This is a genomic window from Streptomyces sp. NBC_01016 (assembly GCF_026341035.1).
Taxonomy (GTDB): domain Bacteria; phylum Actinomycetota; class Actinomycetes; order Streptomycetales; family Streptomycetaceae; genus Streptomyces.
Genome location: NZ_JAPEOQ010000002.1, coordinates 1,772,170 through 1,794,864, shown reverse-complemented (window position 1 = coordinate 1,794,864; position 22,695 = coordinate 1,772,170). Strand labels below are relative to the sequence as shown.

Here is a 22,695-nt window from a genome sequence, read left to right as displayed (position 1 = left end):
ATGGGGGCCCGCCGACGGCCCCTGTCACACACTCCTGTGCCCCGCACCGTCCGCCGTCCGGTCGCGGGGCACAGCCCTGCCCGAGCGGACTAGCCCGTACCGACCACTCCTAACCACCCGAAGGGAGAGTCGAGTTGAACTGAACCGTCCGCACGGGTGATGCGTCTGACACCCATAAGGACCGCTGCAAGGAAATCCCTGCGGATTGACGCCCACAGGGCAACACTGGGTTCCAGAACTCACGAAAACGGGGGGCGGCCATGAACAAGCCTTCAAGCCGCAGCACGACAGGCACCACCAGCACAGCCCACGTCATCGAGATCACTTCGCAGCGAAAGATCCCATCCATGTGCCAGCACCAGCCACTCTGCCCGACAGCGGAATCCGAGGACAGGGAAGCAGCGCTCCCTGTGGCTCACCACCCCGAGCAGGGGTGGAGCCTCCTCTGCAACGGGGTCCTGCTCTTCGAGGACACCGGCGAGCTGCTGCCGAGTGGCAGGATCATCGCCCCGCACCGCCCACTGGGCAGGGTCGTGACGGCGGCGTAGGGATCAGCTGAGCAGGACTGCGCGACCGACGGCCGCGCAGTCCCGAGCGGATCAGCCCTCGTAGGCGTCGAGCGGCGGGCAGGAACACACCAGGTTCCGGTCGCCGAACGCCTGGTCGATACGCCGCACCGGCGGCCAGTACTTGTCAGAGGCGACCACCCCGGCCGGGAAGACACCTTCTTCCCGGCTGTACGTGTGCTCCCAGTCACCGCCGAGCATCCCGGCCGTGTGCGGAGCGTTCCGCAGGGGGTTGTCGTCGGCCGGCCACTCGCCGGAGGCGACCCGCTCGATCTCGCCGCGAATCGCGATCATCGCGTCGCAGAACCGGTCGAGCTCCTCGATGTCCTCGCTCTCGGTGGGCTCGATCATGAACGTCCCGGCGACCGGGAACGACATGGTCGGCGCGTGGAACCCGTAGTCGATGAGCCGCTTGGCGACATCGTCGATGCTCACGCCCGTCGCCTTGCTGAGCGGCCGCAGGTCGATGATGCACTCGTGCGCGACGAGCCCGCCCGGGCCGTTGTAGAGCACCGGGAAGTGCGGCTCGAGCCGCTTGGCGATGTAGTTGGCGGAGAGCACGGCCACCTGCGTGGCCCGCTTCAGCCCCTCGCCGCCCATGAGCCGCACGTACGCCCAGGAGATCGGCAGGATCCCGGCGGAGCCCCACGGCGCCGCGGAGATCGGGCCGACGCCCGTCTCGGGGCCCGCGGCCGGCTGCAGCGGGTGGTTCGGCAGGTACGGCGCGAGGTGCTCGCGCACACCCACAGGGCCGACGCCGGGACCGCCGCCGCCGTGCGGGATGCAGAACGTCTTGTGCAGGTTCAGGTGCGAGACGTCGCCGCCGAAGCGGCCCGGCTTGGCGAGGCCCACCAGCGCGTTGAGGTTCGCGCCGTCGACGTAGACCTGACCGCCCGCGTCGTGCACGGCGGCGCAGATGTCGGCGACGTGCTCCTCGAAGACACCATGCGTCGACGGGTACGTGATCATGAGGACGGACAGCTGGTCCGCGTAACTCTCGATCTTGGCGCGCAGGTCCTCGATGTCGACCTCGCCGTCGTCGGCGGTCTTCACGACGACGACCTTCATGCCGGCCATCACGGCGCTCGCGGCGTTCGTACCGTGCGCGGAGGACGGGATGAGGCAGACGGTGCGCTGCTCGTCGCCGTTGGCCCGGTGGTAGCCGCGGACGGCGAGCAGACCGGCGAGCTCGCCCTGCGAGCCGGCGTTCGGCTGCAGCGACACCTTGTCGTAGCCGGTGACCTCGGCGAGCCGCTCCTCCAGCTCACGGATGAGCGTCAGGTAGCCCTGCGCCTGCTCGGCGGGGGCGAAGGGGTGCAACTGACCGAACTCGGGCCAGGTGACCGGCTCCATCTCCGTCGTCGCGTTGAGCTTCATCGTGCAGGAGCCCAGCGGGATCATGCCGCGGTCCAGCGCGTAGTCGCGGTCGGCGAGCGCCCTCAGGTAACGCAGCATCGCCGTCTCGGAGCGGTGCTGGTGGAAGACGGGGTGCGTCAGGTAGTCGTCCTCGCGCAGCAGCCCGCCCGGCAGCGTGTCCGCCGCTTCGGCGTCCAGGGCCTCGATGTCCCCCTCGACACCGAACGCGCTCCACACGGCGCCCAGTTGGGCCCGCGTGGTGGTCTCGTCGCAGGAGAGCGAGACGTGATCGGCGTCCACGAGGCGCAGGTTGACGCCGCCCTCGCGCGCGGCGGAGACGACCTCGGCGGCCCGGCCCGGCACCCGCACGGTGAGGGTGTCGAAGTACGCGCCGTGCACGACCTCGACGCCGCCCGCCCTGAGCCCCGCGGCGAGCACGGTGGCGTAGCGGTGGGTGCGCCGGGCGATGGACTTCAGGCCCTCGGGCCCGTGGTACACGGCGTACATGCCGGCCATGACGGCGAGCAGCACTTGCGCGGTACAGATGTTGCTGGTCGCCTTCTCGCGGCGGATGTGCTGCTCGCGGGTCTGCAGGGCGAGTCGGTACGCCTTGTTGCCGTCGGCGTCGACGGAGACACCCACGAGGCGGCCGGGCAGCGAGCGCGCGAACTTCTCGCGCACGGCCATGAATCCGGCGTGCGGACCGCCGAAGCCCATCGGGACACCGAAGCGCTGCGTCGTACCGACGGCGATGTCCGCGCCGAGTTCACCGGGCGAGGTCAGCAATGTAAGAGCAAGAAGATCAGCGGCAACGGTGACGATGGCGCCCAGCTCGTGCGCCTGGTCGATCACGGGCTTGATGTCCCGCACGACACCGGAGGCACCGGGGTACTGCACGAGCACACCGACGACACCGCGCTCGGCGACCTCGGCGGGGATGCCCTCGCTCAGGTCGGCGACGACGATCTCGACGCCGGTCGGCTCGGCGCGCGTCTCGATGACGGCGATGGTCTGCGGAAGGGCGTCGGCGTCGACGACGTAGACGCCGTTCTTGACCTTGCCGACGCGGCGCGACAGGGCCATCGCCTCGGCGGCCGCGGTGCCCTCGTCGAGCAGCGAGGCGCCCGAGGTGGGCAGGCCGGTCAGCTCGGCGACCATGGTCTGGAAGTTGAGCAGCGCCTCGAGGCGGCCCTGCGAGATCTCCGGCTGGTAGGGCGTGTACGCCGTGTACCAGGACGGGTTCTCCATCACATTGCGCAGGATGACGGGCGGCGTGAACGTCCCGTAGTAGCCGAGGCCGATCATCGAGCCGAGCACCTGGTTGCGCTCGGCGAGCGACTTGAGCTCGGCGAGCACCTCGGCCTCGCTGCGGGCGGCCGGAAGGTCGAGCGCCTCGGCGCTCTTGATCACATCGGGCACCGCGGCTGCGGTCAGCTCGTCCAGCGAGCCGTAGCCGACCTGCGCGAGCATCTTGGCCTGAGCGGCGTCATCGGGGCCGATGTGGCGCTGCTCGAAGGGGATTCCTCGCTCCAGCTGGGAGAGCGGAATGCGGTTGGCGGTCATTGGCGGAGGCCTCCTGGTCATTGCGACCTACGAGGGGCACCACGGCGCGGGTACCCGTCCGGCCTCCCCCTCTGTCATCTCAACCTGAGAGCTTCACCGGCCCACCCCGCGAGAACACGGAACACACCGGCTTGCACCGTCGGTGAGAGCGGAAACCGTGCACCCCGCCCTGCTTTCCAGAGTGACCTCGTCCGTGCGGTACAGGGGCCTGAGAGATTCCGGGGAGGATTTGCTCCTTCGGCGCCCCCGACTACTGTCGGAAGACTCTCCCGCACGGGGTCAGCAGCCAGTCGCCAGCCTACCAGCGGCAACTTGGCCGGAGCCCCCGAGTGGCCGCCTTCCGCAATGTGCTCTTTCGTAGTGGTTACAGACGAGTTGCGATCATCGCGATCAGTTGGAGGGCCCGTGCAGACCGATGTCGATCCGCGCAATCTGATCGGCCGCAAGGCGTTCGACCGCAACGGAGCCAAGATCGGCACCATCGACGAGGTGTACCTGGACGACGCCACGGGCGTGCCGGAGTGGGCCGCGATACGAACCGGCCTGTTCAGCCGCGATGCCTTCGTCCCGCTCGAACCCAGCGACTTCACGGACGGCACGCTGCACGTGCCCTTCGAGCGCTCCCTGATCAAGGACGCCCCCGACTTCGGCGTGGGCCGCCATCTCTCCCCCGAGCAGGAGCTCCAGCTCTACCACCACTACGGTCTGGACATCACGGCTCCTCAGTCGCCCGACGTCACATTCGGCAAGGTCGCGGGCGCGGAGGACGACCCGACCTGAACTTCGGCGCCCTCCACCAGCGGCAGCGGATCCGCCGACTCCAGCTCGGGATCATCGACCCGGAACGTCCGCACCCGCCCCGGCACCGCCGCATACGGCGTCTCGAACCGCACGGTCACCCGCCCGAGCCCGCTCCCCTGCACCCACCCGGGCCCGAACTCGGCATGCCGCACATCGTGCCCGGCCAGCCATCGCCGCTCGACGGGCTCGGCGGCCTCCACGGTCTCGGCCGCGACCGCCTCCCCCTCCGGCTCCTCGGCGGCGGCCTCCTCAGCGGCTGCTTCCTCCGCGGCGGCGAACTGCGCGAACAGGTCCTCCTGCGTGAAGTCGGCGAGCCCGCTGACACCGACCCCCAGCAACCGCACGCCACCGGTCGTGTCCACGCTCTCCAGCAGCCGCGCCGCGGCCTCCCGCACCACCCCGGGATCGTCCGTCGGCCCCCGCAGCGTATCTGAACGCGTCAGCGTCGAGAAGTCGTAGCGCCGCACCTTGAGCACCACGGTCCGCCCCGAGCGCTCGGCCGCTCTCAGCCGCTCCACGCACCGGCCGGCGAGCCTGCGCACTTCCATCCGGACCCGCACCCGGTCATGGATGTCCACGTCGTACGTGTCCTCGACCGATACGGACTTGGAGTCCCGCTCGGCGACGACGGGCCGCTCGTCGCGGGCCAGCGCCATCTCGTACAGGTGGCTGCCGTGCGCCTTCCCAAGGAGGCGCACCAGCTCGTCCTCGCCGGCCCCCGCGATCTCCTCCACGGTCAGGATCCCGGCCCGCCGCAGATGATCCGCCGTCGCGGGCCCGACGCCGGGCAGAATGCGCACGGACTGCGGCCCGAGCAGCGCGCGCTCGGTCCCGGGGCGTATCAGCACGAGCCCGTCCGGCTTCGCCTCCTCAGAGCCGATCTTCGCGAGCATCTTGGACGCGGCGAGCCCCACGGACCCGTTCAGCCCGGTCACGCGTCGGATGTCGGCCCGCAGCCGCTGCCCCACGGCTTCCGCCGAAGCGGCGTCCCAGGCCGCCTCACCGGCCTCCAGATCGACGAACGCCTCGTCCAGGCTGAGCGGCTCCACGAGCGGCGACAGGGCACCCAGGAGCCCCATCACCTGCTCGCTGATCTCCCGGTAGAGCCGGAAGCGCGGCACCAGATACGCGGCGTGCGGGGCGAGCCTGCGCGCCTGCCCCATCGGCATCGCCGAGTGCACCCCGAACTTCCGCGCCTCGTACGACGCCGTGGCCACGACACCGCGCGGACCCAGCCCGCCCACGACGACCGCTTTCCCGCGCAGGCTCGGCTTCGCCGCCTGCTCCGCAGAGGCGTAGAAGGCATCCATGTCGAGATGCAGGATCGTGGGCGCGGTTCTCACATCACTGATGCTGCCCTACGCCACTGACAACGCGGCGGTACGGACCTCACACGGCCCTGCCCCGCCGCCTCGCGAGCTCGTCCGTGGGGTTCGGCGGAACGATCGTCTCGCCGGTTTCCACACGCTCACCGTGCAGCTGCGACAGCGCGGCCTCCACGTCCCGCCAGACCACGCCCACGGCGATCCCGAAGACCCCCTGGCCGCCCTGGAGCAGATCGTGCACCTCGTCGGGCGACGTGCACTCGTACACGGTCGCGCCGTCGCTCATCAGCGTCATCCGCTCCAGATCCCGGAAGCCGCTCGCGCGCAGGTGCTGCACGGCCGTCCGGATGTTCTGCAACGAGACACCCGTGTCCAGGAACCGCTTGACGACCTTGAGGACGACGACGTCCCGGAAGCTGTAGAGCCGCTGTGTCCCCGATCCGTACGCGGAGCGCACACTGGGTTCGACAAGGCCGGTCCTGGCCCAGTAGTCGAGCTGCCGGTAGGTGATGCCGGCCGCCGCACATGCCGTCGGCCCCCGGTATCCCAGCTGCTCTGTAGCGGCCTCGCCGCTGTTCCCCGCCACCACAGGCACGGCCTGCGGGCGCTGCGGAGTGTGATCGGCCGCGCTGCCGTGGAGGGGGTGCCCCCTGCTCGAGCTCATTCGAGAGCTCGGGGGAAGGTACGGACCGTCCGTCGCCGTACCGTCGCCGCTGCTTCTCACGCCGACCTCCTCATTGACCTGCCTTGTCGACGGTAGGCAGTCACAGGGGGTGCGTCAACGAACGCCACACTAGGCACGCCGAGTGATAATCACCCTAAGAGTGGTTTCCCGTGACCCACCGCCGGGAAAGGCTAGCCGAATGTCCCGAGGGCGCCGCCGCTCGACGGCCGAGCCCGGCCGTCGGCAGGGCGGTCACTGGCTGTTGGTGCCGAAGTCCTCGGGAGAGATCTGGTCGAGGAACTCGCGGAACTTCTCCACCTCGTCCTCCTGCTCGTCGGGGATCGCGATCCCCGCATCGTCCAGGACCCCGTCACTGCCGTAGATCGGCGTACCGGTGCGCAGCGCCAGGGCTATGGCGTCCGACGGGCGGGCGCTGACCTCGACCCCGCTCGCGAACACCAGCTCCGCGTAGAAGACGCCTTCGCGCAGGTCCGTGATGCGCACTTCCGTGAGCTCCTGGCCGACCGCCTCAAGAACATCCTTGAAAAGGTCGTGCGTCAGCGGACGCGCGGGCGCCATGCCCTGCTGGGCGAAGGCGATCGCGGTCGCCTCCCCCGGTCCGATCCAGATGGGGAGGTACCGGTCGCCTCCCACTTCACGCAGGAGCACGATCGGCTGGTTGGAGGGCATTTCGACCCGGACACCTACGACGTCGAGCTCGTTCACACAGCAACCCTAGGACGTGCCCGGTCGGTTTGGGTAGTCGGGCATCCACCGAGGACCGGGCCATCGGTGCTCACCCGCGCCCACGATCAGGGCAGACGCACCCCGAGCGCGGTCTGCACAAGTGCCGAGTGCAGCCTCACGGTGAGGCCTGCCAGCTCCTTGGCGCGGGCCTCGGCATGCGCCCGCGTCTGCGGGTTGCGGTGCACCTTCAGGGGGGCCACCACCTGGTCCACCAGGCCGGCCTCCCGGTCCGCGGCCGCCCGCATGACCCGCAGGTGCCGCGGCCCGATCCCGAACCGGGCCAGCTCACCGATGAGCTCGGCGACCGACACGGCGGAGGCGTCGTAGCCACCATCGGGCAGAGGCGTGAGGAGTCCGTACGACTCCCATTCGTCGAGCTCGTCCTCTTCGACGCCGACGGCGGCCAGCAATTCGTCCCGGCCGACCCGCGCGGCCGTCGGCACGTCGGTGCCGTCCTCCGCATCTCCGGGGCGTCCCGGCGCGGGCACGGACAGCGTCTCGCCCGGTTCCAGGGCGTCGAGCTGCTCTTTGATGACCTTCAGCGGCAGGTAGTGGTCCCGCTGCATGCGCAGCACATGGGCGAGCCGCTCGACGTCGTCCGGGCTGAACTTCCGGTAGCCCGAGGGCGTGCGCCGGGGCTCCACAAGGCCCTCGGACTCCAGGAACCTGATCTTGGAGATGGTGACTTCGGGAAACTCTTCTCGGAGCACGTTCAGTACGGTGCCGATGCTCGTCAGCCGACTGTCCGTGGTGGCGGTGCCCCCGGGGGCACCGCCACTCGTCGTGTGCAGCATGGACCTTCCTGAAGGGTCGCGGACGGTTCAGATACCGCGCTGGCTCGCGTAGAACACCAGCCGGTACTTGCCGATCTGCACCTCGTCCCCGTTGTTCAGCGTCACCGAGTCGATGCGCTCACGGTTCACATACGTGCCGTTGAGGCTGCCGACGTCGGCGACGGTGAACGAGCCGTCCTGCAGGCGACGGAACTCCACGTGGCGGCGTGACACGGTCACGTCGTCCAGGAAGATGTCGCTCTGCGGGTGGCGCCCCGCGGTGGTCAGCTCGCCGTCCAGGAGGAAGCGGCTGCCCGAGTTCGGACCGCGCCGCACCACCAGGAGCGCCGAGCCCAGCGGCAGCGCGTCGACCGCCGCCTGCGCCTCGGGCGAGAGGGCCGGAAGCTGCGTCTGACCCGTCGCCTCCGGGTCGTAGGACTCGAGGCCGGAGATGGAGATCGTGGACGTCGTCTCGGACGGCCCCTCCGGCGCCGCACCGCCACGCAGCGGCGCACCGCAGTTGGAGCAGAACCGGCTGTTCTCCCCGTTCCGGTTTCCGCACCTCGTACACACCAGGGCCGACATGGACGGATCCTCCTGCCGCGGCTGCCCCGCGGGGGCGTGGGACGCGTACGGGTCGGGGGCAAACTCTCCACCCGTACTTGAGGTTGACGGTTCTCCGAAACCTATGCGGCCGGAACCGGCAGGGTCAACAGACGACGCGCCCTGTCCGTCCGAATTGTCTCCGGCGACCTGGTCCCGGAACAGCGGGCGCTCACCCACCTGCGTCTCCGGGACGTCCCCTTGCCGCGGCGCACGGTGACGCGCGTCCTCACGGCTCTTGCCGAACAACTTCGCAAACAACTTCACGGGCGATTCCCCTTGACCGAAACAGACCCGCCCGTGGGGCAGGACGAACCCTGACTGCACACATCGGCGTACATCGCGTACATCAATGACACGGACACCCTCACAACGTCCGTATCCGCCAAACAGTTTCCACCACGCACACCACCCTTGCTGCGGCGACCCCCCGCAACCTCATGCCCTCGCACGGTATCCACCATGCACCCCCGACTTCACTCCGAGGACGACCGAGCGTAATCAGGCCGTTTCGCCGATCGCAAGGCATCCACGACGATCTTGTTCGAGCGGCTCACGGCCACCGTGGCCTGCTCCTTCTCCAGCGTCTGCACCACACCCCCGGGAATGTTCAGGGCCGGCTCCAGGTCCTGCGGCTTGCCGATGACCTTGAACCGGTAGGGGCGGCCGATCTCGTGCCCGTCCACGCTGATCCCCTTCCCGCCGCTGCCGTCCGTCAGATACGTGTTGGCCACGACGCGGACATCATTCACCTGAATCGCCTCCGCACCGGCGGCGCGCAGCTCCTGGACCGCGTCGAGCAGCATGTCCGCCTCCACGGCCCCCTTCGTGTCGGTGACGGTCATGGTGATCCCGGGGCCCTGCGCGGCCGTCGTGCCCGCCAGAATGCCGAGCTGCTTCTGCTTCTCGGCCGTCTGCTTGCGGGCCTCGTCGGCCTGGTCCGAACTGCTCTCCAGCTCGGTGCGCTGGTCCACGAGACCTTGCTTCTCATCCTCAAGACGCTGAGTTCGATCATCCAGTTCATCGAGAATGCGAACGAGATCTTCCTGACGCGCACCGCGCAGGGCGCTGTTGTCGCTGGTGGACCGCACCTGGATGGCGAGCCCGAGCCCCAGGACGAACAGCAGCACAGCCATGATGAGTTGGGCACGTGACGCGCGCGGCGGCCACAGACCCTTCACGAGCCGCTGCCGCCCGGTCAGTTCGGGTTCGACGACGTCCGGGCCGGCCTCCGGGCGGTCATCCGTGCCGGCCGGCTCCGGTTCGGGCGCCTGGGGTTGGGACGCCTCGGGTTCGGCCGCACCCGCCTCCGCCTCCCGCTCCGCCGCACGGTTCGCCGGCGGCACCTCGGGGGGCAGCTCCTTGGAGAGCTCCTTGCGCAACTGGCCGCTCTCGCCGTCCGGTTGCACGCCCCGCGAGTTCTCGCGGTTCTCTGCGTTCTCTTCGTTCTCGTTCTGACTCATCGACCTCACGCCCGGAACACATGCCGCCGGATCGCGGCCGCGTTGGAGAAGATGCGGATGCCGAGCACCACGACGACACCGGTCGACAGCTGTGCGCCGACGCCCAACTTGTCGCCCAGGAAGACGATCAGCGCGGCCACGACGACGTTCGACAGGAACGAGACGACGAACACCTTGTCGTCGAAGATCCCGTCCAACATGGCGCGCAGCGCCCCGAACACCGCGTCCAGCGCCGCGACGACGGCGATGGGAAGGTAAGGCTCGACGACCGCCGGAACCTCGGGCCGGACGAAAAGACCGACCACGACTCCCACGACGAGGCCCAGTACGGCGATCACGATGTGCCCTTCTGCTCTGCTCTCGGCTGTGCTGTACGTACGATCACGCTGGGTGCGGCAGGAAGCTCGATGTCGTCCTGAGCCGAAATACTGGTCCTGACCCCGAAGTTCTCCTGCAGTGCGTGCAGATAGAGACCGTCGGGGCTGTTCTGGAACCGGGTGCTCAGCCGTTGCCCGTCCCCGACCGCGAGCACCGTGTACGGCGGCACCAGCGGCTTGTTGTCGACCAGTATCGCGTCACCCGCGGCCCTGATCGCGGACAGCGAGGTGAGGCGCTGCCCGTTGATGCTGATGGCCTCGGCGCCGGACTGCCAGAGACCGTTCATGACGCGCTGCATGTCCCGGTCGCGTACGCGGCCCGTGTCGGAGAAACCGTTGCTCTCGCGCGGACCGCTGCCGTCGCCCGTGGTGGCCGACTTGGCGTCGTCGACGACGAGCTTCACACCGGGGCCGTGCACGGCGACGGCGCCGGAGAGCACCCCCGCCAACTCCGCCTTCTCACCACCGTGCTTCTTCAACGCCTCGCGCTGCATCTCCCCCACGCGCCCGCGCAGCGAGTCGACCTGCCCCTCCAGTTGGTCGGCGGACTCGGTCTCCCGGTCGATGCGGTCGATGAGCTCCTCGCGCTCCTTGGCCACCACCGGCGCGGTGACACGGGCCTGCGCCGCCCCCACCGTCACCACGAGAGCGGCGAGCACAAGCCCCGCCGCAAGCCCCAGCTTCGCCCGCAGCGTCTTCGGCAAACCGCTCTGCCCCAGCGCCTCTTTGCGCGCGGTGGCCTCCGCATACCCGTCGTCAAGGCTGTGATCCATGACGTTGGTCAGCAGCGACATGGAGGCGTCGGGGCGCGCGGGGCGCTCTGGGGTGCTCCGTTTGGGGGGCTGCTGCGGCATGCCGCACATCGTCGCACGTCGTGGCCACTGTCACCCAACGACCCCACTGACCTGCCGCCCGACGCCCGAAATAGGCGTCGAGCAGCAGGGATCCGGGTCAGCGCCCGGCGCTGTCCACGACCGCCGACCACTCGTCGAGCAGTTGCTGCGCCGAGGCGTCGTCCGGCCCCTCGGCCCACAGGTGGGTGACCGCCTCGGCCGGGTCGGGCAGCACCATCACCCAACGTCCGTCGGCCTCCACGACCCGTACACCGTCGGTCGTGTCCACGGACCGCTCGCCCGCCTCCTCCACGACGCGGCGCATGACGAGGCCCTTGACGGCCCACGGCGTCGCCAGATCCCGCTTGAGCACATGCGCCCGCGGAATCCGCGCGTCGATCTGGCTGAGGGTCAACTGCGTACGGGCGACGAGCCCGATGAGCCGCACAAACGCCGCGGCCCCGTCGAACACGCTGCTGAACTCGGGAATGATGAACCCGGCCCGCCCGTCCCCACCGAAGATCGTCCCGTCCTCACGCCCCACGCGCGTCAGGTCATCGGGAGACGTGGTCGTCCACTCGACCTGCGTCCCGTGATACGCGGCGACCTGCTCCGCGATCCGGGTCGTGGTCACGGGCAGCGCCACCCGCCCGCTCCTGCGCTCCGCGGCGACAAGATCGAGCATCACGAGCAACGCCCGGTCGTCCTCGACGATCCGCCCCTTCTCGTCGACCAGCGAAAGCCGCTCACCGACCGGGTCGAACCGCACCCCGAACGCGGCCCGCGCCGAGGCCACGATCTCCCCCAGCCGTACGAGCCCGGACCTGCGGGCGTCCGCGGTCTCCGTGGGCCGCGACTCGTCGAGCCCGGGATTGATCGTCAGGGAGTCGACGCCGAGCCGCCCGAGAAGGCTGGGCAGCACGAGCCCGGCACTTCCGTTCGACGCGTCGACGACCACCTTGAGCCCGGCCTCCGCAACCCCCGTCGTGTCGACGTTCCTCAGCAGGGACCCCGTGTACGAGTCGAAGACGCTCGACGGGAAGTGCAGATCGCCGATCTCCCCGGGGAACGCCCTGCGGTACTCCTGCCGCGCGTACACCCGGTCCAGCTTGCGCTGGCTGCCCTGCGAAAGATCCGCCCCGCGCTCGTCGAAGAACATGATGTCGACGGAGTCCGGCACCCCGGGCGTCGTACGGATCATGATCCCGCCGGCACTTCCCCGAGCCGTCTGCTGCCGCGCCACGGGCAGCGGCACATTCTCCAGATCCCTTACGTCCATGGCGCTGGCCTGGAGCGCGGAGATGACGGCCCTCTTGAGCGCACGCGCACCACGGGAGTGGTCACGCGCGGTCGTGACGGTCGACCCCTTCTTGAGCGTCGTCGCGTACGCCCCCGCGAGCCGCACGGCCAGTTCGGGTGTGATCTCGACATTCAGGATCCCGGAGACGCCCCTGGCCCCGAACAGATGGGCCTGCCCACGCGACTCCCAGATGACCGACGTGTTGACGAAGGCGCCTGCCTCGACGGTCTTGAACGGGTAGACCCGCACATTGCCCTGGACGATCGATTCCTCACCGACGAGGCACTCGTCGCCGATGACGGCGCCGTCCTCGATCCGCGCGGCCCGCATGATGTCGGTGTTCTTGCCGACCACGCAGCCGCGGAGATTGCAGTGCTCCCCGATGTAGACGTTGTCGTGCACGACGGCCTTGTGCAGGAAGGCCCCGCTCTTCACGACGACGTTCGAGCCGACGACCGTGTGCTCCCGGATCTCCACATCCGCTTCGACCTTGGCGTAGTCGCCGATATAGAGCGGCCCACGCAGCACGGCGTCCGGGTGCACTTCAGCACCTTCGGCCACCCACACACCGGGCGAGATCTCGAACCCGTCGAGTTCGACGTCGACCTTTCCTTCGAGGACGTCGGCCTGGGCCTTCACATAGCTCTCGTGTGTGCCGACGTCCTCCCAGTAGCCCTCGGCGACATAGCCGTAGATGGGCTTGCCTTCCTTCATCAGCTGCGGGAAGACATCTCCGGACCAGTCCACCGGGACATCGGCCTCGACGTAATCAAAGACTTCGGGCTCCATCACGTAGATGCCCGTGTTCACCGTGTCCGAGAAGACCTGCCCCCAGGTCGGCTTCTCGAGGAAGCGCTCGACCTTCCCCTCCTCGTCGACGATGGTGATACCGAATTCCAGCGGATTGGGCACACGCGTCAAACAGACGGTGACGAGCGCACCCTTTTCCTTGTGGAATTCGATGAGCTCGGTGAGGTCGAAATCGGTGAGGGCGTCACCCGAGATGACAAGGAAAGAGTCATCCTTCAGCGCTTCCTCAGCGTTTTTCACGCTGCCGGCAGTGCCGAGTGGCTTCTCCTCATTGGCATAGGTGAGCTCCATTCCAAGCTCTTCGCCGTCCCCGAAGTAGTTCTTGACCAGTGAGGCCAAGAACTGCACGGTGACCACGGTCTCGCTGAGCCCATGCCGCTTGAGCAACCTGAGCACATGCTCCATGATCGGCCGATTGGCCACTGGTAGGAGCGGCTTGGGCATACTCGAGGTCATGGGGCGAAGGCGTGTGCCTTCGCCTCCGGCCATCACGACGGCCTTCATGTCGGAAGCGTCCTCCTTGAAGAGACGACGGTCTAGCCGACTTCACCCGCCCTGAATGGCCCGCACTTGTCACGGCAGGCCATCTGGCCCCTGCCAACGCGCAATGGCGAGTTCAATCGGCCATGGAGTCCGCCCGGACAAGACGGCGGACTTGAACCACGTAGAGGATCCCTGCCCACCAGTACAGCGTCGTACCCCATCCGGCGAACGCCCATCCGAAAATAGCAGCGAGTTCGTGGATCCAGCCCGTTCCGTCGCTGAGAAGCAGCAAGGGGAACGCGTACATCAGGTTGAAGGTCGCTGCCTTCCCGAGGAAGTTCACCTGGGGCGGCGGATAGCCATGGCGCCTGAGGATCCCCACCATCACCAGCAGAAGCAGTTCACGCGCCAAAAGTACGGAGGTCAACCAAATGGGCAGAATGTCACGCCAGGTCAAACCCACCAACGTGGACAAAATGTAGAGCCGGTCGGCGGCCGGGTCGAGCAGCCGGCCAAGGCTGCTGATCTGATTCCAGCGTCGCGCGAGCTTCCCGTCGAGATAGTCGCTGATGCCGCTGAGCGCGAGCACGAGCAGCGCCCAGCCGTCACTCTTGGGGCCCCCGAACTCAGGGCGCAGGATGAGCCACAGGAAGAGGGGCACGCCGACGAGACGCGCCATGCTGAGGATGTTCGGGATGGTGAGGACCCTGTCCGTCTGAACACGGGTCTCCTGGACCTCCACCCGGGGGCCTCCTGTGGGGAACGAACCAACGATGCCCCCTGACTTTACCCTCAGTGTCGGGAGGCCTGAGCTACCGGGGCGTCGTAACGCAGTACACGACAACGCCCCCAAACGCAGAAAAGCCCGGACCGTATCCCGGCCCGGGCTTTTCTATAAAAGGAGTTCGGCGGCGTCCTACTCTCCCACAGGGTCCCCCCTGCAGTACCATCGGCGCTGTGAGGCTTAGCTTCCGGGTTCGGAATGTAACCGGGCGTTTCCCTCACGCTATGACCACCGAAACACTATGAAACTGTCAACCGGAGCCGTGGCACATGGCTACGACGGTTGTTCGTGGTTTCAGAACCAACACAGTGGACGCGAGCAACTGAGGACAAGCCCTCGGCCTATTAGTACCGGTCACCTCCACACCTTGCGGTGCTTCCAGATCCGGCCTATCAACCCAGTCGTCTACTGGGAGCCTTAACCCCTCAAAGGGGGTGGGAATACTCATCTCGAAGCAGGCTTCCCGCTTAGATGCTTTCAGCGGTTATCCTTTCCGAACGTAGCCAACCAGCCATGCCCTTGGCAGGACAACTGGCACACCAGAGGTTCGTCCGTCCCGGTCCTCTCGTACTAGGGACAGCCCTTCTCAATATTCCTACGCGCACAGAGGATAGGGACCGAACTGTCTCACGACGTTCTAAACCCAGCTCGCGTACCGCTTTAATGGGCGAACAGCCCAACCCTTGGGACCGACTCCAGCCCCAGGATGCGACGAGCCGACATCGAGGTGCCAAACCATCCCGTCGATATGGACTCTTGGGGAAGATCAGCCTGTTATCCCCGGGGTACCTTTTATCCGTTGAGCGACGGCGCTTCCACAAGCCACCGCCGGATCACTAGTCCCGACTTTCGTCCCTGCTCGACCCGTCGGTCTCACAGTCAAGCTCCCTTGTGCACTTACACTCAACACCTGATTACCAACCAGGCTGAGGGAACCTTTGGGCGCCTCCGTTACTCTTTGGGAGGCAACCGCCCCAGTTAAACTACCCATCAGACACTGTCCCTGATCCGGATCACGGACCCAGGTTAGACATCCAGCACGACCAGAGTGGTATTTCAACGACGACTCCACAACCACTGGCGTGGCCGCTTCAAAGTCTCCCACCTATCCTACACAAGCCGAACCGAACACCAATATCAAACTATAGTAAAGGTCCCGGGGTCTTTCCGTCCTTCTGCGCGAAACGAGCATCTTTACTCGTAGTGCAATTTCACCGGGCCTATGGTTGAGACAGTCGAGAAGTCGTTACGCCATTCGTGCAGGTCGGAACTTACCCGACAAGGAATTTCGCTACCTTAGGATGGTTATAGTTACCACCGCCGTTTACTGGCGCTTAAGTTCTCAGCTTCGCCACACCGAAATGTGACTAACCGGTCCCCTTAACGTTCCAGCACCGGGCAGGCGTCAGTCCGTATACATCGCCTTACGGCTTCGCACGGACCTGTGTTTTTAGTAAACAGTCGCTTCTCGCTGGTCTCTGCGGCCACCCCCAGCTCATGGAGCAAGTCCAATCACCAGGAATGGCCCCCCTTCTCCCGAAGTTACGGGGGCATTTTGCCGAGTTCCTTAACCATAGTTCACCCGAACGCCTCGGTATTCTCTACCTGACCACCTGAGTCGGTTTAGGGTACGGGCCGCCATGAAACTCGCTAGAGGCTTTTCTCGACAGCATAGGATCATCCACTTCACCACAATCGGCTCGGCATCAGGTCTCAGGCACAAGCTGTCCGGATTTACCTGGACAGCGCCCTACACCCTTACCCCGGGACTACCATCGCCCGGGCTGGACTACCTTCCTGCGTCACCCCATCGCTCACCTACTACCAGCTTGGGCCGGCGGCTCCACCACTTTCCATTCCCCGAAGGGTCCGGAACGGCTTCACGGCCTTAGCATCACTGGATTCGATGTCTTTCGCGTCACAGCGGGTACCGGAATATCAACCGGTTATCCATCGACTACGCCTGTCGGCCTCGCCTTAGGTCCCGACTTACCCTGGGCAGATCAGCTTGACCCAGGAACCCTTAGTCAATCGGCGCACACGTTTCTCACGTGTGTATCGCTACTCATGCCTGCATTCTCACTCGTGAACCGTCCACAACTACCTTCCGGTGCTGCTTCACCCGGCACACGACGCTCCCCTACCCATCACAGCGGGCGTTGGCCCTATAGCTGCAATGACACGACTTCGGCGGTACGCTTGAGCCCCGCTACATTGTCGGCGCGGAATCACTTGACCAGTGAGCTATTACGCACTCTTTCAAGGGTGGCTGCTTCTAAGCCAACCTCCTGGTTGTCTCTGCGACTCCACATCCTTTCCCACTTAGCGTACGCTTAGGGGCCTTAGTCGATGCTCTGGGCTGTTTCCCTCTCGACCATGGAGCTTATCCCCCACAGTCTCACTGCCGTGCTCTCACTTACCGGCATTCGGAGTTTGGCTAAGGTCAGTAACCCGGTAGGGCCCATCGCCTATCCAGTGCTCTACCTCCGGCAAGAAACACACGACGCTGCACCTAAATGCATTTCGGGGAGAACCAGCTATCACGGAGTTTGATTGGCCTTTCACCCCTAACCACAGGTCATCCCCCAGGTTTTCAACCCTGGTGGGTTCGGTCCTCCACGAAGTCTTACCTCCGCTTCAACCTGCCCATGGCTAGATCACTCCGCTTCGGGTCTTGAGCGCGCTACTAAATCGCCCTATTCGGACTCGCTTTCGCTACGGCTTCCCCACACGGGTTAACCTCGCAACACACCGCAAACTCGCAGGCTCATTCTTCAAAAGGCACGCAGTCACGACGCATTGAGTAAACTCAATGCGCGACGCTCCCACGGCTTGTAGGCACACGGTTTCAGGTACTATTTCACTCCGCTCCCGCGGTACTTTTCACCATTCCCTCACGGTACTATCCGCTATCGGTCACCAGGGAATATTTAGGCTTAACGGGTGGTCCCGCCAGATTCACACAGGATTTCTCGGGCCCCGTGCTACTTGGGTGTCTCTCAAACGAGCCGTTAATGTTTCGACTACGGGGGTCTTACCCTCTACGCCGGACCTTTCGCATGTCCTTCGCCTACATCAACGGTTTCTTACTCGTCTCACGGCCGGCAGACCGTAAAAGAGAGATCCCACAACCCCGCACACGCAACCCCTGCCGGGTCTCACACGTATACGGTTTGGCCTCATCCAGTTTCGCTCGCCACTACTCCCGGAATCACGGTTGTTTTCTCTTCCTGCGGGTACTGAGATGTTTCACTTCCCCGCGTTCCCTCCACACTGCCTATATATTCAGCAGCGGGTGACAGCCCATGACGACTGCCGGGTTTCCCCATTCGGAAACCCCCGGATCAAAGCCTGGTTGACGACTCCCCGGGGACTATCGTGGCCTCCCACGTCCTTCATCGGTTCCTGGTGCCAAGGCATCCACCGTGCGCCCTTAAAAACTTGGCCACAGATGCTCGCGTCCACTGTGCAGTTCTCAAACAACGACCAACCACCCGTCACAACCCACCGAAGCGGATTTTTACCGGGGCCGGCACTGAAGGCGACCGTTACGGCCGTACCTTCAGACACCCAACAGCGTGCCCGACACCCTCGCCACTCGTGATCAGCTTTCCACGCTCCGAAGAGCAGTACTTGCAGCCCGAGATGACTGACGGTGCCGAATAATCAACGTTCCACCCATGAGCAACCACCGTCGAACATTTGCCGACGTAATGGCCCTGGACCACCAAACAAAGTCTGGCGGCCTAGATGCTCCTTAGAAAGGAGGTGATCCAGCCGCACCTTCCGGTACGGCTACCTTGTTACGACTTCGTCCCAATCGCCAGTCCCACCTTCGACAGCTCCCTCCCACAAGGGGTTGGGCCACCGGCTTCGGGTGTTACCGACTTTCGTGACGTGACGGGCGGTGTGTACAAGGCCCGGGAACGTATTCACCGCAGCAATGCTGATCTGCGATTACTAGCAACTCCAACTTCATGGGGTCGAGTTGCAGACCCCAATCCGAACTGAGACCGACTTTTTGAGATTCGCTCCACCTTGCGGTATCGCAGCTCATTGTATCGGCCATTGTAGCACGTGTGCAGCCCAAGACATAAGGGGCATGATGACTTGACGTCGTCCCCACCTTCCTCCGAGTTGACCCCGGCGGTCTCCTGTGAGTCCCCATCACCCCGAAGGGCATGCTGGCAACACAGAACAAGGGTTGCGCTCGTTGCGGGACTTAACCCAACATCTCACGACACGAGCTGACGACAGCCATGCACCACCTGTACACCGACCACAAGGGGGCGCCTGTCTCCAGACGTTTCCGGTGTATGTCAAGCCTTGGTAAGGTTCTTCGCGTTGCGTCGAATTAAGCCACATGCTCCGCTGCTTGTGCGGGCCCCCGTCAATTCCTTTGAGTTTTAGCCTTGCGGCCGTACTCCCCAGGCGGGGCACTTAATGCGTTAGCTGCGGCGCGGACAACGTGGAATGTTGCCCACACCTAGTGCCCACCGTTTACGGCGTGGACTACCAGGGTATCTAATCCTGTTCGCTCCCCACGCTTTCGCTCCTCAGCGTCAGTAATGGCCCAGAGATCCGCCTTCGCCACCGGTGTTCCTCCTGATATCTGCGCATTTCACCGCTACACCAGGAATTCCGATCTCCCCTACCACACTCTAGCTAGCCCGTATCGACTGCAGACTCGGGGTTAAGCCCCGAGCTTTCACAATCGACGTGACAAGCCGCCTACGAGCTCTTTACGCCCAATAATTCCGGACAACGCTTGCGCCCTACGTATTACCGCGGCTGCTGGCACGTAGTTAGCCGGCGCTTCTTCTGCAGGTACCGTCACTTTCGCTTCTTCCCTGCTGAAAGAGGTTTACAACCCGAAGGCCGTCATCCCTCACGCGGCGTCGCTGCATCAGGCTTTCGCCCATTGTGCAATATTCCCCACTGCTGCCTCCCGTAGGAGTCTGGGCCGTGTCTCAGTCCCAGTGTGGCCGGTCGCCCTCTCAGGCCGGCTACCCGTCGTCGCCTTGGTGAGCCATTACCTCACCAACAAGCTGATAGGCCGCGGGCTCATCCTTCACCGCCGGAGCTTTTAACCCCCATCCAGGAGAATGGGAGTGTTATCCGGTATTAGACCTCGTTTCCAAGGCTTGTCCCAGAGTGAAGGGCAGATTGCCCACGTGTTACTCACCCGTTCGCCACTAATCCACCCCGAAGGGCTTCATCGTTCGACTTGCATGTGTTAAGCACGCCGCCAGCGTTCGTCCTGAGCCAGGATCAAACTCTCCGTGAATGTTTCCCCGTCATCGGGGTGACACCACGAGAGCGGAACAGTCGGAGGAATAATCCGACCGTTCACAGCGTCCTCGCTGTGCGCCTGCCGACCAATAAGATCTGCAGGACTTTTCAAAGGAACCTCGCCCCAGCAGATGCTGGAGACGGGGTATCAACATATCTGGCGTTGATTTTTGGCACGCTGTTGAGTTCTCAAGGAACGGACGCTTCCTTTGTACTCACCCTCTCGGGCTTTCCTCCGGGCGCTTCCCTTCGGTCTTGCTGTTTTGCGTTTCCGACTCTATCAGACCGTTTCACCGGCCGATTTCCTCGGATTGACACCCGCCTTATAGGAGTTCCGCTTTCGCGGCCCTTTCGGCGAGGTCAAACACTATCAGTCTTTTTTCGGCCCGCTTGCCACGTCTCTGCAGACATGCAGAGATACGGTTCGCAAAGCAACTTAGGACTTGATAGATGCTGCCGAGGTGTTGGACGCTCGATGGCGTCGCTTGCCTCCCTGGCAGGTGTACGACGGTACAACGGGCCCGAGCTTCGACGCAAATCGTTTGCCCGCGGCCCCTACGTCCGCCAACCGGTACCTCTCGTAGGGAACCGGGACTTTTTATGACTTACGCTTCTGAACAGTACGCCGTCCAGGACAGGCAGTGACGGCGACCCTGAATCTCCGCCCTCTGGGAGGCTTGCCATGACCAGTGTGACGTCCCCGCTCACCGGACGCGCCATCGGGCTCTCTGCTGTTCCTGACCCGGTGTTCTCCGGTGCGATGGTCGGCCCCGGCTCCGCCATTGACCCCGCGCGCGAGGCGTCCGACGCCGTGGCCCCGGTGGACGGCATCGTGGTGTCCCTCCACCCGCACGCTTTCGTCGTCGTGGATGAGGAAGGCCATGGTGTGCTGACGCACCTGGGCATCGACACTGTCCAGCTCAACGGCGAGGGCTTCGAGCTGCTCGTCAACAAGGGCGACACTGTGCAGCGCGGGCAGGCCGTGGTCCGATGGGACCCGGCTGCCGTCGAGGCCGCCGGCAAGTCGCCGATCTGCCCGGTCGTCGCCCTTGAGGCCACGGCCGAGTCCCTTTCCGGTGTCGTCGAGGACGGCGACATCAAGGCCGGCGACGCGCTGTTCGGCTGGAAGTGACGCACTCCGTCACTGACGGTCGGCAAGAAATCAACGCGGCGGCTGCGCTCGCCGCACTATCGGAGACGGGTGAGATGGAGACAACGCTGCGAGGCGTCGGCGTGAGCCACGGTGTGGCGATCGGCGAGGTTCGGCACATGGGGACGGCGGTGCTGGAGCCGCCGGCCAAGCAGATTCCGGCTGAGGATGCCGAGCGCGAACAGGGGCGCGCCCGCCAGGCCGTCGAAGCTGTCGCTGCCGATCTGATGGCGCGCGGCAATCTGGCCGGTGGCGAGGCCCAGGCGGTGCTCGAGGCTCAGGCCATGATCGCCCAGGACCCCGAGCTGATGGCCGACGTCGACCGTCGTGTCGCCGTCGGGAGCACGGCCGAGCGCGGCATCTACGACGCGTTCTCGCACTATCGAGAGCTCCTTGCCGGTGCCGGTGAGTACATGGCCGGTCGCGTCGCGGACCTCGACGACGTGCGGAACCGCATCGTGGCCCGGCTCCTCGGGGTGCCCATGCCCGGCGTTCCGGACAGCGACAAGCCCTACGTGCTCATCGCCCGTGACCTTGCGCCCGCGGACACCGCGCTCCTGGACCCCGCGCTCGTGCTCGGTTTCGTCACCGAGGAGGGCGGGCCGACCAGCCACAGCGCGATCCTGGCCCGTGCCCTGGGTGTGCCGGCCGTGGTGGCGCTTCCCGGTGCGGGTGAGCTCGCCGAGGGTTCCGTGGTCGCCGTCGACGGCAGCACCGGTGAGATCTTCGTGGACCCGAGCGCGGAGAAGCGGGCAGCGATGGAGGCCGCTGCCGCCGAGCGCAAGGCGGCGCTGACCGCCTCGACCGGTCCCGGTGCCACCTCTGACGGGCACAAGGTGCCGCTGCTCGCCAACATCGGCGGCCCGGCGGACGTGCCCGCGGCGGTCGAGGCGGGTGCCGAGGGTGTCGGTCTCTTCCGTACCGAGTTCCTCTTCCTGGACGACAGCAAGAACGCTCCGTCCGAGGAGAAGCAGGTCGAGGCGTACCGGCAGGTGCTGGAGGCGTTCCCCGAGGGCCGTGTCGTGGTGCGGGTGCTCGACGCCGGCGCCGACAAGCCCCTGGACTTCTTGACGCCCGGCGACGAGCCCAACCCGGCTCTGGGCGTGCGCGGTCTGCGGACGCTGCTCGACCACCCGGAGGTGCTGCGCACGCAGCTGACCGCGCTGGCGAAGGCTTCCGAGGGTCTCCCGGTCTACCTCGAGGTCATGGCGCCGATGGTGGCCGACCGCGCCGACGCCAAGGCCTTTGCCGATGCCTGCCGTGAGGCCGGTCTGCAGGCGAAGTTCGGCGCGATGGTGGAGATTCCGTCCGCCGCTCTGCGTGCCCGGTCGGTGTTGCAGGAGGTCGAGTTCCTGTCGCTCGGCACCAACGACCTGGCCCAGTACACGTTCGCCGCGGACCGTCAGGTCGGCGCCGTGTCGCGTCTGCAGGACCCGTGGCAGCCCGCGCTGCTCGACCTGGTCTCGCTGTCCGCCGAGGCGGCGAAGGCCGAGGGCAAGAGCTGCGGCGTCTGCGGTGAGGCCGCGTCCGACCCGCTGCTCGCGTGCGTCCTGACCGGTCTGGGGGTCACCTCCCTCTCCATGGGCGCCGCTTCGATTCCGTACGTGCGGGCGACGCTCAGCAAGTACACGCTGGCCCAGTGCGAGCGCGCGGCCGCTGCCGCGCGTGCCGCGGAGTCGGCGGAGGAAGCGCGCAACGCCGCTCAGGCCGTGCTGTCCGGCGAGTAACCGAGCACGACCGGCGCCTTACCGGTGCCTTTTGGAGGGCGCTCCGCCTTTGGGCGGGGCGCCCTTCGCGCTTGTCCG

15 protein-coding genes, 3 rRNA genes and 1 riboswitch are annotated in these 22,695 nt (G+C 65.9%); of the genes, 4 read left to right on the top strand and 14 right to left on the bottom strand.

What is annotated here, in order from left to right:
• Positions 1-347 precede the first annotated feature (347 nt).
• Entirely contained in the window at positions 348-548 is a 201-nt protein-coding gene (locus OG746_RS34875) for a DUF5999 family protein (RefSeq protein WP_323179728.1), read from the top strand.
• A 51-nt stretch (positions 549-599) separates the two neighbouring features.
• Here the strand turns inward: OG746_RS34875 and gcvP are convergent, their stop codons facing one another.
• The gene (gene gcvP / locus OG746_RS34870; protein WP_266722045.1) at positions 600-3,485 is read right to left on the bottom strand and encodes an aminomethyl-transferring glycine dehydrogenase; all 2,886 of its coding nucleotides are present in this window, start codon (positions 3,483-3,485) and stop codon (positions 600-602) included.
• A 186-nt stretch (positions 3,486-3,671) separates the two neighbouring features.
• A riboswitch (glycine riboswitch) is annotated at positions 3,672-3,767 on the bottom strand.
• 123 nt (positions 3,768-3,890) lie between these two features.
• Here gcvP and OG746_RS34865 point away from each other — a divergent pair.
• Positions 3,891-4,265: a PRC-barrel domain-containing protein gene (locus tag OG746_RS34865; RefSeq protein WP_266722042.1), complete on the top strand. Its 375-nt coding sequence runs from the start codon at positions 3,891-3,893 to the stop codon at positions 4,263-4,265.
• On the opposite strand, the gene OG746_RS34860 is transcribed toward OG746_RS34865, so the two are convergent.
• The 13 genes from OG746_RS34860 to OG746_RS34800 form a co-directional block, all read right to left on the bottom strand.
• Complete coding sequence (locus OG746_RS34860) at positions 4,208-5,629, bottom strand: DNA polymerase IV (protein ID WP_266722040.1); 1,422 nt, start codon at positions 5,627-5,629, stop codon at positions 4,208-4,210. The two genes, OG746_RS34865 and OG746_RS34860, sit on opposite strands and share 58 nt — an antisense overlap.
• A 46-nt stretch (positions 5,630-5,675) precedes the next feature.
• A complete protein-coding gene (locus OG746_RS34855; RefSeq protein WP_323179727.1) occupies positions 5,676-6,335 on the bottom strand; it encodes a MerR family transcriptional regulator in 660 nt (219 codons plus the stop codon).
• Positions 6,336-6,527: 192 nt separating this feature from the next.
• Positions 6,528-7,001, bottom strand: a complete 474-nt coding sequence (locus OG746_RS34850; RefSeq protein WP_006123076.1) for a bifunctional nuclease family protein — start codon at positions 6,999-7,001, stop codon at positions 6,528-6,530.
• Positions 7,002-7,087: 86 nt separating this feature from the next.
• Entirely contained in the window at positions 7,088-7,816 is a 729-nt protein-coding gene (gene ftsR, locus OG746_RS34845; protein ID WP_266722036.1) for a transcriptional regulator FtsR, read from the bottom strand.
• A gap of 27 nt (positions 7,817-7,843) precedes the next feature.
• Entirely contained in the window at positions 7,844-8,752 is a 909-nt protein-coding gene (locus tag OG746_RS34840) for an FHA domain-containing protein (RefSeq protein WP_266725622.1), read from the bottom strand.
• Between the two features lie 122 nt (positions 8,753-8,874).
• Positions 8,875-9,861: a DUF881 domain-containing protein gene (locus OG746_RS34835; RefSeq protein WP_266722034.1), complete on the bottom strand. Its 987-nt coding sequence runs from the start codon at positions 9,859-9,861 to the stop codon at positions 8,875-8,877.
• 5 nt (positions 9,862-9,866) lie between these two features.
• Positions 9,867-10,199 carry a small basic family protein gene (locus OG746_RS34830; protein WP_266722032.1) on the bottom strand — a complete coding sequence of 111 codons (333 nt, stop codon included), beginning with the start codon at positions 10,197-10,199 and terminating at the stop codon, positions 9,867-9,869.
• Entirely contained in the window at positions 10,196-11,101 is a 906-nt protein-coding gene (locus tag OG746_RS34825; protein ID WP_266722030.1) for a DUF881 domain-containing protein, read from the bottom strand. Before OG746_RS34825 ends, OG746_RS34830 begins: the two co-directional genes overlap by 4 nt.
• Positions 11,102-11,189: 88 nt before the next feature.
• Positions 11,190-13,685 carry a mannose-1-phosphate guanyltransferase gene (locus OG746_RS34820; protein WP_266722028.1) on the bottom strand — a complete coding sequence of 832 codons (2,496 nt, stop codon included), beginning with the start codon at positions 13,683-13,685 and terminating at the stop codon, positions 11,190-11,192.
• Between the two features lie 112 nt (positions 13,686-13,797).
• Complete coding sequence (gene clsA / locus OG746_RS34815) at positions 13,798-14,406, bottom strand: cardiolipin synthase ClsA (RefSeq protein WP_266722026.1); 609 nt, start codon at positions 14,404-14,406, stop codon at positions 13,798-13,800.
• Between the two features lie 161 nt (positions 14,407-14,567).
• Positions 14,568-14,684: ribosomal RNA gene (gene rrf / locus OG746_RS34810) — 5S ribosomal RNA — on the bottom strand.
• Between the two features lie 88 nt (positions 14,685-14,772).
• A 23S ribosomal RNA gene (locus OG746_RS34805) occupies positions 14,773-17,895 on the bottom strand.
• A gap of 314 nt (positions 17,896-18,209) precedes the next feature.
• Positions 18,210-19,735: ribosomal RNA gene (locus tag OG746_RS34800) — 16S ribosomal RNA — on the bottom strand.
• The 16S, 23S and 5S rRNA genes sit together here, the layout of an rRNA operon.
• A gap of 687 nt (positions 19,736-20,422) precedes the next feature.
• Here OG746_RS34800 and OG746_RS34795 point away from each other — a divergent pair.
• A complete protein-coding gene (locus tag OG746_RS34795) occupies positions 20,423-20,872 on the top strand; it encodes a PTS sugar transporter subunit IIA (RefSeq protein WP_266722024.1) in 450 nt (149 codons plus the stop codon).
• Positions 20,873-20,946: 74 nt separating this feature from the next.
• Positions 20,947-22,617: a phosphoenolpyruvate--protein phosphotransferase gene (ptsP, locus tag OG746_RS34790; RefSeq protein WP_266722022.1), complete on the top strand. Its 1,671-nt coding sequence runs from the start codon at positions 20,947-20,949 to the stop codon at positions 22,615-22,617.
• Positions 22,618-22,695: the final 78 nt, after the last annotated feature.

Excerpts from the sequence above, each read along its gene's own strand:
- OG746_RS34825 (WP_266722030.1), bottom strand. The coding sequence starts at position 11,101 with ATGTGCGGCATGCCGCAGCAGCCCCCCAAACGGAGCACCCCAGAGCGC.
- gcvP (WP_266722045.1), bottom strand. The coding sequence starts at position 3,485 with ATGACCGCCAACCGCATTCCGCTCTCCCAGCTGGAGCGAGGAATCCCC.
- OG746_RS34835 (WP_266722034.1), bottom strand. The coding sequence starts at position 9,861 with ATGAGTCAGAACGAGAACGAAGAGAACGCAGAGAACCGCGAGAACTCG.
- ftsR (WP_266722036.1), bottom strand. The coding sequence starts at position 7,816 with ATGCTGCACACGACGAGTGGCGGTGCCCCCGGGGGCACCGCCACCACG.
- OG746_RS34795 (WP_266722024.1), top strand. The coding sequence starts at position 20,423 with ATGACCAGTGTGACGTCCCCGCTCACCGGACGCGCCATCGGGCTCTCT.
- ptsP (WP_266722022.1), top strand. The coding sequence starts at position 20,947 with ATGGAGACAACGCTGCGAGGCGTCGGCGTGAGCCACGGTGTGGCGATC.
- OG746_RS34875 (WP_323179728.1), top strand. The coding sequence starts at position 348 with ATGTGCCAGCACCAGCCACTCTGCCCGACAGCGGAATCCGAGGACAGG.
- OG746_RS34820 (WP_266722028.1), bottom strand. The coding sequence starts at position 13,685 with ATGAAGGCCGTCGTGATGGCCGGAGGCGAAGGCACACGCCTTCGCCCC.